The sequence below is a fragment of the Nitrincola schmidtii genome (assembly GCF_008973715.1).
In the GTDB taxonomy this organism is placed as follows: domain Bacteria; phylum Pseudomonadota; class Gammaproteobacteria; order Pseudomonadales; family Balneatricaceae; genus Nitrincola; species Nitrincola schmidtii.
In genome coordinates, this window is sequence record NZ_WBOL01000011.1 from 130,949 (window position 1) to 141,037 (window position 10,089).

Here is a 10,089-nt window from a genome sequence, read left to right on the forward strand (position 1 = left end):
CGCAGTTCTTCACAACCTAACCCTGAAGAACTGCGAAAGAGGTAACAAGATGGCTGACCGTCTGAGTAATGATTTTCAATTTATGGAAATCGGCCGCAAAGGCCCTGAAAAAATCCCTGCTGTGGTGCGTAAAAAACAGTTCGCAGAGATCTACGAACCCTTCAAACCACGTCAAGCAGCGAACCAATCACACCGCTGTTTAGAGTGTGGTAACCCCTATTGCGAATGGAAATGTCCGGTCCACAACTTTATCCCTAACTGGTTAAAGTTGGTGTCTGAAGGCAACATTCTGGAAGCCGTTGAACTAAGCCATCAAACCAATACCCTGCCAGAAGTCTGTGGTCGAGTTTGCCCACAAGATCGCTTATGTGAAGGCGCCTGTACCCTGAATGATGGCTTCGGAGCAGTGACCATTGGTTCGGTAGAAAAGTACATCACCGACACCGCCTTCGCGATGGGTTGGAAGCCCGACATGTCTAACGTGATCTGGACCGATAAAAAAGTCGCCGTCATCGGCGCGGGTCCTGCAGGTCTAGGCTGTGCGGATGTCTTGGTGCGAAACGGTGTAAAACCCGTGGTATTTGATCGCTATCCCGAAATCGGTGGCCTACTGACCTTTGGTATTCCAGAATTCAAGCTGGAAAAAAGCGTCATGGTGCGTCGTCGTAAAGTCTTCGAAGGTATGGGTATTGAATTTCGTTTAAATACCGAAGTCGGCAAAGATATCAACTTTGAACAGTTACTCAACGAATACGATGCCGTATTCCTGGGTATGGGCACCTATACCTCCATGAAAGGCGGCTTCCCTGGTGAAGACCTTGAAGGGGTACATGAAGCGCTGCCGTTCTTAATCTCTAACGTTAACCACTGCTTGGGTTACGAAAAAGATCCATCAGAATACATCAGCCTAAAAGGCAAGCGCGTGGTGGTACTCGGTGGTGGTGACACGGCGATGGACTGTAACCGCACCTCCATTCGTCAAGGGGCTAAGTCAGTGACCTGTGCCTATCGTCGTGACGAAGCCAATATGCCCGGTTCGAAAAACGAAGTAGTCAATGCCCGTGAAGAGGGTGTGAAATTCGTCTTTAACCGCCAGCCAGTCGAAATTGTCGGTGAAAACGGCAAAGTCGTGGGTGTTAAGGTGGTGACCACGCAAATGGGCGAGCCTGATGAAAATGGTCGTCAACGTGCTGAAGTGGTCGAAGGTTCTGAAGAGATTCTAAAAGCCGATGCGGTCCTGATCGCTTTCGGTTTCCGCCCCAGCCCAGCGCCTTGGTTTAGCGAATACAACATCGGTATGCATGATGACGGTCGTATCGACACCAGCCCACAACCGAAACAAGCCGGACGCTTTGCTTTCCAAACCACTAACGCGAAAATCTTCGCCGGTGGTGATATGGTCAGAGGATCGGATTTAGTCGTGACTGCGATTGATGAAGGGCGAAAAGCGGCTGAGGGGATGTTGGATTATTTGGGGGTTTGAAATGACTGCTCTGGCAACAGTATGGTTTACTGTTGCCAGTTTTTTTGATACACAGGGTTTAGTAAATAACTGACTGAGCTAGTGTATGAAAAAGGAACGAGATGCCGCGCTTACTACAATAAATTTATGTCAGCAAAGTGTTCTAATACGTGTTCTTCTCCTTTCACAGGCTCTTGGCCTGTTACTTGTTATATCTCCTATTAACAGTCAATACGATTTCCTTATCGTTTGGTCTGCTGTTACTTTTAGCTGCTTATGGGTTTCCATTGTTAGTTTGCTTTTATCTTGTGTTATAACAAAAGCACTAAGAGTAAAGCGTGCTTACTCTGTGTTTTTGATAATATTTGTCGTAGTTGCTCTTGTAACCTTAGTATTTAGCTACTTCAGTTTTCCATTTGTTAGTGGATCAGGTGTCATATCAGATATGACAGTTACTGATTTTGTTCTGAAAAGTGTGGGTGTTTCTATCATCATGACACTTGTAGGCGCTTTGTATTTGAGTATGTACTTTGAAAGTATAGAGCGAATTAATGCCCAAGCAAATGCAGAGCTTGATGCACTTCATGCACAAATTAGACCCCACTTCTTATTTAACTGCTTAAATACAGTAGCTGAGTTGATTCATGTGTCTCCAAAAGATGCTGAAAAATCAATTATGAATTTATCTGGTCTTTTTCGTGCGGCCTTGGCCGCTAAAAGCAGTTCAACATTAGAGGAAGAAATAGAATTAACCAAGCAATATTTAGAGCTAGAAAAATGGCGGCTGGCAGAAAGATTATCAGTGCACTGGAAATTACCTTCGGAATATCCTGCTGTGTACTTGCCCGTGTTAACCATACAGCCCTTAGTTGAAAATGCTGTTAAGCATGGCATTGAGCCTGGTGTTTATGGTGGAAAAGTTTCTATTGAAGTAAATATTGGAAATAAATGGGTAACTACTATTATCACGAATGCTATAAATCAAGACTTCAGTCCACACCAAAATGGCGCAGGAATTTCAATATTAAATATCGAAAGGCGGCTCCAATATTTCTTTGAAGGCAGAGCCAATTTAGCATGTTTTACTTCTGAAAATGAATTTCGTGTAAAACTAACCATTCCTTACGGTGATTAATTGTGAATTTCCTAATTGTTGATGATGAACCATTAGCTTTGTCACGCGTTAAACGACTGTTAGTAGATAATAGCAATATTGACGAGATTTATGTTGCGAATAATGTGAATAAAGCTGTTGAGATTATGGATAGTGCGCTAATAGATGTCGTCGTTTTAGATATTGCAATGCCCGGTAAAAGTGGTTTAGATTTCGCTAGATTACTAAAAACATATAATACTTCACCTGCTATTATTTTTTTAACGGCTCATCCTGAATATGCACTAGAGTCATTCGATTGTGCACCGGTAGATTATTTACTTAAACCAGTGAATCTTGAGAGACTTAATGAGGCAATAGAACGTGCTGTGCTTTTTAGAAAAGCTTCATTAATGCACGATCAGATTAATTTTATTTTTAATATAGGGAATAAGAAAAATAAAATAAATATTGATGAAATTGTATGCTGTTTAGCTGATGAAAAGTATGTTCGAGTTTTTTATCGCAAAGAATCTGCATTAGTCTCTGAAAGCTTAAATCAGCTTGAAGAGAAGTGTGCAGGGTATCTTTTGCGGGTACATAGAAATGCACTCATTAATCCCACATTAATTACTGTATTAGCGCACAAATTGGGGAAGCATTATGTCGAACTTGAGGGTTTTGGTCAGAAAATAGAAGTAAGTAGACGAAGAGTGAGTAATGTTAAGGCGGCGATGAATCATAAGTTTGGCTAGTGTAGGTGCCAGTTGCTAAATATGGCACCTACACTTGATATGTTAAAATTTAAGGTAAAGTCAGTCCTGTTCTCTGACACCAACCATCACTAGGCGAATTATTCATGTGGATAGCACCAATGTTAAATGTGTTTGTTGAACTGCCATTTTTACGAGTAACATTAATTCGAATGTTACTACCATAAGCAACTTCAGTCGTAATATTACAAGAGTAGACGGTCTGGCCTTGATTGCCGCTACTGTTACAGCTGAAATTACTTGAATTGAAGGTCGCGTTAACCAAATTAATGTTGTTGCTATTTACTGCATTAAAGACTAGTTGAACACCTGCACAGCTTGTGATCACATCGCCACCGTCAGAGCCACCGTCAGAACCACCCGGTTCATTGATCGTGAAGTTAGCCAGCGTTTTGTCATGCAGATAATCCAGTGGATCAATGTTGGCATAGCTTTCCGGATCAAACGAAACATTCACAGCTCTCGGACGAATCAAACCTTTTTCAGTAGTTAACGACACACTCTCACTAAGTGCGCAATGGTAAGCACCACCAAATGCACCAAATGCACCTAATGCGCTGCAAGCACTATCAAGTCGCGCTCGAGTGATAAATGTCAGAAGATTACCTTCAGGTGAAAAGCTACTTACATTGTTGATCATGAATCCACTGACCTTTGTTGTGGAATAGCAATCACTCATAAACTCTTGCTCATCGGAAGTTGGAGGCGCACCAAGGTCAATGGTGTATTGTTTATCATTGGAACAATATGTTTTGTGAGGATTACGGAATAGAATTCCTCTATAGCTGGTACCTAATTCGGTATCAATAGTATTGATGATTTCCATGCTGTCAGCACACAGAACATTTTTATCAAAGGGCCTGACAAAAAAGTGATGACCGCCAGGTATCCATCCACGAACATTTTGATCATCTGACCAGCAGGGTTCATCTGGTTCACATAAACTACCAATGACAGACCCACCAGGTTCATCACTACCGCGCATGCCGGTTGCAACTCGTCTAGGTGGATTAGCGCTGCTCATACCATAACCAGTGTACTGACGACCCCCAGAAAGAAGAACATCTTCTATCTCTGTAACGTCAGGTGTACCCTCATCTAACTCCTCTGCAGGGGTCAAATTCTCTGAAGTCTGAAGGTTTGGGTGTCCCACACAGCTTTGATAACCATTTGGCAGTCTTAAGTAAATTGAGCGCCTCCAGCCATCAGAAACAATACAACTATATTGTAGGTAATGTAATTTATTGGGAGAGTTACCAATAAAAGGCATAGGCTTGCTTACATCAAAGCTACCACCTTCTAAATTTGAATTTGGGTAAAACAGCCTACAGAATGCTGCACCCTCAGTTAAAACCCTAAGAGGTCTAGCTTTATCAAAATTCCAAGTACTATCATCTATTAATAAATTTCCGTTGATTTGAGTAAACTTATAGGTATCGCCTTCGCTAGGTACTAATGACTGACCTGTATCAGGGTTATAGATTCCAGTTACTTTTCCATCTTTATCGGAGTAGATTTCGAATCCACCTGAAGTGCCGTCAGGTTCACCAGTGGGAGGTGTTCCATCGATGATTTTACCCTTGCCATCTGCCTTTAACTGATCTTCCAAATTTCGTGCTGATGCACGAGGGTCATGTTGAGCAATAAAGGTTGTTAAGCTTGCCAATTGTATGTCGTTATTAGCATTACACTGGGTATCACCGTTAAAAATGCTGACAGTTGCTCGTAGTAATGTTTCATCAGCAGTCCCGGTATCTTCTAGTCGCCAGCATCTAGTTAATGAAATTGGGCGGCTATTGTTTAACCCAGGAATGATCATTTCAATAACCGGGTCTTTCTGATCGGTTTCTTCGCTAATACTTAGGAGATCCGAGTAATCAAAAGTACGAAGTTCTTCGATTTTTTCCTGAGCTAATCCAGTAGATAACAACTCAAGTCGATTGGCTGTGTTCGTTGATGTGACGTGAGAGTGTATGCCAAAAATAGCAGCCGTACCCGCGACCATTATCCCAAGGGCTATCAAGGCTTCAATTAGCGTAACCCCTCTAATGTATCTGCGAGGTTTAGGGATATGTCTAAATTTAATAATGTTTTTCATTGTTATTATCCTCGCTAATTAGTTTTGGATTTCACGCCAAGATCCGATGCGAACAAAAGCGCTTCGATTACCATCTGAGCTAGCAAGGGAATCATCAGGATCAAAATCAGAATCGTTGGGTACAACACGATTAGCGTTGTCAGTATAAATAGCATTGTTACCGGTTAGATTAATTCCATTTTCACTGACAAGTCTTCCCATCAGTCTAAACGTTCCGGAAACATTCCCATCAACGACGTACAAGGTTCCCCATATAGTGGCATTACCACTAATTTCAACGTCACCAGTTACAACCATGATCACGGGGTTTTCTTGAGAGCCAATCACTTGATTGCCACCGGTGAGTTTAATATCACCGTTTACAAAAATTTGATTTCTGGACTTGTCAATTTCTGATGAACCATCTGCACCGGCACCAATACCATTGATAGTTTGGGTATTGGTAGAGTTGATAAATTCAGATTTTGTTACACCATTACCCACATAGGCTGCAAAAAACTCATCTGGAGTTAATGCAGCAACTTCATCGCTACCAGTAAAGGTTGAATCTGCAAATCGACCCTCACCTTCAGTTCTGCTTATACTTAATACACCATTCACATCATGAGTAATTAGGTTACCATCTCTATCAACTAAGGCAGAATTAGAACTATTGGACGCAGTCAAACTTGGACAGTCTGCGGTAGCACAAAAACCAATATCTGTGTTACCTCCAACACTCACATTACCTCTTCGAGATACTAGCGGGGCGCCAGTTGGATCATCCTCAAATGGTGCTCTGGCTGCTTGTGTGGAATAGTTCCATGCCGTAGTTAAGTCGATTTCCGAAGATAGAGTGCGGACCGCTTCTCCATCAGCAGAAAACCCTCTGGACCAGATGTTTGCACGTGTAATAATTTCAAATGGCAAGCCTAAGCATTCTGCGGATTGGATATTTGGATCAAAATCAAAAGCGCTTCCATTAGGGCCTGTGAAGTTGAGAAGAAAGTCTTCAGTAGTGTTGCCAATATTGACTACCCAATTGTCAGGGTTACATAAAGCAGTTTGATTGATCGTATTGGAGCCCATATGACCAAGGAAAAAATCAATCCCTGATTGAGCTGATTGAAACGCTTCTCTATTACGCTGATCATTCAGCGTCATGGATGTTTCAAGACGAGTGGTGCTTACCATGCCGAATGAACCAATGGTCATAGCAATAAGGATCAATACGACTACCAATAAAGTCATAGCGCCTTTTTGTTTATGTCGTGTATTGTGATAAAACGTATTCATAACGACCTCAAATCTTTAGTTTATGACTCTATCATTTCTGACTTTGATAGCATCCATAAATTGAAAAGGCTGATTGCCACCAGGAAGTGAAACTTCGCCAGATATGGTGATTTCAACAAAGATAACCTCAACTTTATTAGTGCTGTTAGCTGGGCAGCGACCAGACTGTAAGTCATCAGAGTCGATGTCTATATCCATACAAAGAGAATTTCCAACATTGAAATTCAAGTTATTCACTAAAATTCCTCGATCACTATTCTGGATGACGGTATGCCAGCCTTCGTCATCAGTGGTATTACATGCCTCAGAAGCCTTAATAGTGCCTGCTGGGAGCGTATCGTCAGGATCTGCAAAATCAATCAATATGTTTTCACTAAACCACATTTGTAACTGTGAATCAGTAAGGCGGAAACCTGATAAGTAAGGTTCATCATTCACATCTTGGCCATCAGGTGACGATGTAGATGCTACATACAGAATACAATTCGCTTCACTAACATTACTTGAACCATTTGCGCCACCAGAGTGTAAGTAGACACTAGATCTCTCTTCAGTAGGAAGCGCGCGCCTAATATCCTGTGATATGATTTGCATAACAGAGCGTAGATCATTGTTTAAAGCAGTAGTCGACAAGATGTAGCTATTGGTTCTTACTGTTAACGACCATGCAAATACTAGAGCAGTGATCAAAATACTGCCAACGGTCAGCCCCACTAATAGTTCAATCAGCGTAAATCCAGAAGCGTGATTACGTGGGTTAGTATTCATAGACATTCCTGAATCCCTCCAAGTAAGGCGTTATCAGCAGCACAGCGATTAACTCTTCCGATAATGTTCACACTGACGCGAGTTGTTCTGTTTCTATCAGAAACAATTTCATACTCAACAAATCGAGGTACACCAGCTGCTAGGCCAAGGTTAAGCAGACCACGAGTGGGCTCAAACGTTAGGTTTGGACTGCTCGGAAGATTCAATGTTACTCTCGCAAAGTCACTGTTAGTCATACTTGTTAAAAAACGTTCTTCATCAGTATCATCAGGGGCCGGCTGAGCTACGCCAACAGTGCACGCATTTGCCGCCTCAATATCGTCTACTAAACAGTCGCACCCCGTTGCACGATCTGTAAAACCAAAGCACCAGTCGCCATCATCTTCATCAAAGACCATTATAATTGGCTGGTTGCGGACAATCGCAGTTGACCGTGCAAGCTGAATTTGATCGCTAAGTGATTGAGTTGCATTAATAAGGCTACGGCGATCTAAATTATCGACAAAAGACGGTCCCGCAAGCGTCAACAAGATGACTAAAATGGTTATGGCTATTAATAACTCAATTAGAGTAAAGCCTTTGTTACTCGATATACTCATATTTTCGGCTCATGATAAGTATGTTTACTGAACGAACAGCATGATCTAACATAAGTATACATATCATTTTTAAATAAAGTGGGCTGTATCGACGAATGGTCTTTTTTTTGGGATAAACGGCACATACATATCTGTCCTGTATGATGTATTGAGATTACACTGAACGAAAATTAACTGGAGCAGACGATGAACACGCATCGAAGTGGAAAAGGTGGTTTTACCCTGATAGAGCTACTTATTGTCGTTGCTGTAGTCGGTGTGTTGGCGGCCATCGCTTTTCCTAGCTATACCAACTACGTCACTAAGAATAATAGATTTGATGCAAAAGAGGCTCTTCAGGGTATACAGATGGCACAAGAGCGCTTTCGACTTCGCGAAGGTGAGTACTCTACTAGCCTTGCAGCATTGGGTTTTTCTGAAACACAGCGAGGTTTATATACATTGTCGCTAAACAACGTAACTCGAAATGGTTACACAGTTACCGCAGTAGCTAGAGACAGGCAGCAACGGGACATTACCCCATGTCGGACGCTAACATTGCAAGTTACGATGGTAACTGAGAGGCGTTTGCCTGAAGAGTGTTGGTGATTTCCGCTTGGAACAACTCGATTTGTAACTGACTTTAGGTGTTGTGACAATAAAATTGGCAATCAGCATCTAGCTGTATTGGTGTTTAATCCCTTTAAAGCTCTATTAGTCAGGGTAGTAATGCATCAAATAAAACTGTTGCCCAATATTCTGAGTGTCAGTTAAATAACTGATTGTGAAGTTGAGCCTCTGGTAATTGTCCTTTACAGACAAGTTTCTTTTAGCTCAATAGATTGACTTCCCTAGTAATACAGTCGTTATCTTGGCAGGACTATTAGGCGTGGATTAGATTAGGTTCACGTTCAATCATCTAAGCAATCCTACGTCAGTGATATCGCTGTTTAACAAGTTGATTGCCAATTGGCTGTTAATTGAAAAAGTTACCTCAGATAACAAAAAAGGCCAGCATTGCTGGCCTTTTCTTGGTTAAGGATTATACTGGACTACTAATCATCACCAGCACCAGCACCAGCACCAGCACCTTCTTCTTCTTCGTCCTCAATTTCGATGCCAAGCTCAGCACTTGACGGTTCAAAATCTCTACAAGAACCTGGCATCCAGTTTTGTGGTACACCACCGCATTCCCAGCTAGTAATGTTGTTACCAGCAGTATTTAAATTGCCACGAAGTACAACAGAAGCTGTGGACATATCACCTTGACCTTGTGCCAAAATTACTACACGACTATCAAGAACTTGAACTCCGATGCCCTCAACAAATTGAGTATCAACTGCAGATCCACATGTATTTACATTAAGAGTAGAACCTGTTGATTGAACAATCTCTGTTACACAGGTTCTTGCAGAGCTCGCCGCTAAAACAATTTCAGACGCTTTAGCACGATTCGTATAATCCTGATATGCAGGCAGCGCGATAGCAGCCAAAATACCGATGATCGCAACTACGATCATCAACTCGATTAAGGTAAAACCTTGTTGTCTTTTCATAATCTCTCTCCCAAGAGTTAAGTTTAAATCCAAATGGATTAATTAATCCGTTTAGCTTTGTAGTGAATTCTAAGCAGTTTGCGTGCCAATGTGATGATGTAGATCAATTCTTTGGCTAAACCACTAAAAATCTAAGACATTTTATAGCATCACGACTGTTTTACTGCAATCAGACCAAGCGCTGATGCTTCAATGCGTCACATTTGGTCAAGAGGGGTGACAAAAATAGTCACACTGACGAGGAGGATTACTACGAAAGAATTAGTGAGAATTAGGGGTCAGATACCGTCTTGAACGTCAAGCTTTAACCCTTGTCTGATTCACAATTCCACTTACAAAAAAGAATTAGGGGTCAGAGTCTGTGGTATCCCCACGAATTATTAATAAATAACAACAATTTAGTCAAATAAGGGAACGTTCATAGCCCTTGGTGATCAATCATTTCGCCAAAAACTACTTACCACTAGAGCTATGAACGTAACGTCT

At 41.7% G+C, this 10,089-nt stretch carries 9 protein-coding genes; 4 read left to right on the plus strand and 5 right to left on the minus strand.

Annotation, left to right across the window (positions count from 1 at the left end):
• Positions 1-49 precede the first annotated feature (49 nt).
• The 3 genes from F7R24_RS11025 to F7R24_RS11035 all read left to right on the plus strand — a co-directional run bounded on the left by F7R24_RS11025 (position 50) and on the right by F7R24_RS11035 (position 3,310).
• On the plus strand, positions 50-1,483 hold the full coding sequence (locus tag F7R24_RS11025; protein ID WP_151671304.1) for an FAD-dependent oxidoreductase: 1,434 nt from the start codon (positions 50-52) through the stop codon (positions 1,481-1,483).
• 85 nt (positions 1,484-1,568) lie between these two features.
• Positions 1,569-2,597 (plus strand): sensor histidine kinase, encoded by a 1,029-nt coding sequence (locus F7R24_RS11030; protein WP_151671305.1) that lies wholly within the window; start codon positions 1,569-1,571, stop codon positions 2,595-2,597.
• 2 nt (positions 2,598-2,599) lie between these two features.
• Entirely contained in the window at positions 2,600-3,310 is a 711-nt protein-coding gene (locus tag F7R24_RS11035) for a LytR/AlgR family response regulator transcription factor (protein WP_151671306.1), read from the plus strand.
• A 49-nt stretch (positions 3,311-3,359) separates the two neighbouring features.
• Here F7R24_RS11035 and F7R24_RS11040 read toward each other — a convergent pair whose 3' ends face one another.
• Genes F7R24_RS11040 through F7R24_RS11055 form a run of 4 tightly spaced genes read right to left on the minus strand, consistent with a single transcriptional unit; the run spans position 3,360 to position 8,068 of the window.
• Positions 3,360-5,426, minus strand: a complete 2,067-nt coding sequence (locus tag F7R24_RS11040; RefSeq protein WP_151671307.1) for a type IV pilus modification PilV family protein — start codon at positions 5,424-5,426, stop codon at positions 3,360-3,362.
• 18 nt (positions 5,427-5,444) lie between these two features.
• The gene (locus F7R24_RS11045; RefSeq protein WP_151671308.1) at positions 5,445-6,701 is read right to left on the minus strand and encodes a pilus assembly PilX family protein; all 1,257 of its coding nucleotides are present in this window, start codon (positions 6,699-6,701) and stop codon (positions 5,445-5,447) included.
• Between the two features lie 15 nt (positions 6,702-6,716).
• Positions 6,717-7,469, minus strand: coding sequence for a PulJ/GspJ family protein (locus F7R24_RS11050; protein ID WP_168926821.1), 753 nt, complete (start codon positions 7,467-7,469; stop codon positions 6,717-6,719).
• Complete coding sequence (locus F7R24_RS11055; protein WP_151671310.1) at positions 7,466-8,068, minus strand: GspH/FimT family pseudopilin; 603 nt, start codon at positions 8,066-8,068, stop codon at positions 7,466-7,468. Before F7R24_RS11055 ends, F7R24_RS11050 begins: the two co-directional genes overlap by 4 nt.
• Before the next feature lie 186 nt (positions 8,069-8,254).
• Between F7R24_RS11055 and F7R24_RS14930 the strand changes: the two genes are divergently transcribed.
• Positions 8,255-8,656 carry a type IV pilin protein gene (locus F7R24_RS14930; protein WP_151671311.1) on the plus strand — a complete coding sequence of 134 codons (402 nt, stop codon included), beginning with the start codon at positions 8,255-8,257 and terminating at the stop codon, positions 8,654-8,656.
• A 446-nt stretch (positions 8,657-9,102) separates the two neighbouring features.
• Here F7R24_RS14930 and F7R24_RS11065 read toward each other — a convergent pair whose 3' ends face one another.
• The gene (locus tag F7R24_RS11065) at positions 9,103-9,603 is read right to left on the minus strand and encodes a pilin (RefSeq protein ID WP_151671312.1); all 501 of its coding nucleotides are present in this window, start codon (positions 9,601-9,603) and stop codon (positions 9,103-9,105) included.
• Between the last annotated feature and the right edge of the window lie 486 nt (positions 9,604-10,089).

Bases quoted from the DNA above. Each gene is read 5' to 3' on its own strand.
- F7R24_RS11040 (WP_151671307.1), bottom strand. From the start codon at position 5,426: ATGAAAAACATTATTAAATTTAGACATATCCCTAAACCTCGCAGATAC.
- F7R24_RS11045 (WP_151671308.1), bottom strand. From the start codon at position 6,701: ATGAATACGTTTTATCACAATACACGACATAAACAAAAAGGCGCTATG.
- F7R24_RS11025 (WP_151671304.1), top strand. From the start codon at position 50: ATGGCTGACCGTCTGAGTAATGATTTTCAATTTATGGAAATCGGCCGC.
- F7R24_RS11050 (WP_168926821.1), bottom strand. From the start codon at position 7,469: ATGAATACTAACCCACGTAATCACGCTTCTGGATTTACGCTGATTGAA.
- F7R24_RS11030 (WP_151671305.1), top strand. From the start codon at position 1,569: ATGAAAAAGGAACGAGATGCCGCGCTTACTACAATAAATTTATGTCAG.
- F7R24_RS14930 (WP_151671311.1), top strand. From the start codon at position 8,255: ATGAACACGCATCGAAGTGGAAAAGGTGGTTTTACCCTGATAGAGCTA.
- F7R24_RS11055 (WP_151671310.1), bottom strand. From the start codon at position 8,068: ATGAGTATATCGAGTAACAAAGGCTTTACTCTAATTGAGTTATTAATA.
- F7R24_RS11065 (WP_151671312.1), bottom strand. From the start codon at position 9,603: ATGAAAAGACAACAAGGTTTTACCTTAATCGAGTTGATGATCGTAGTT.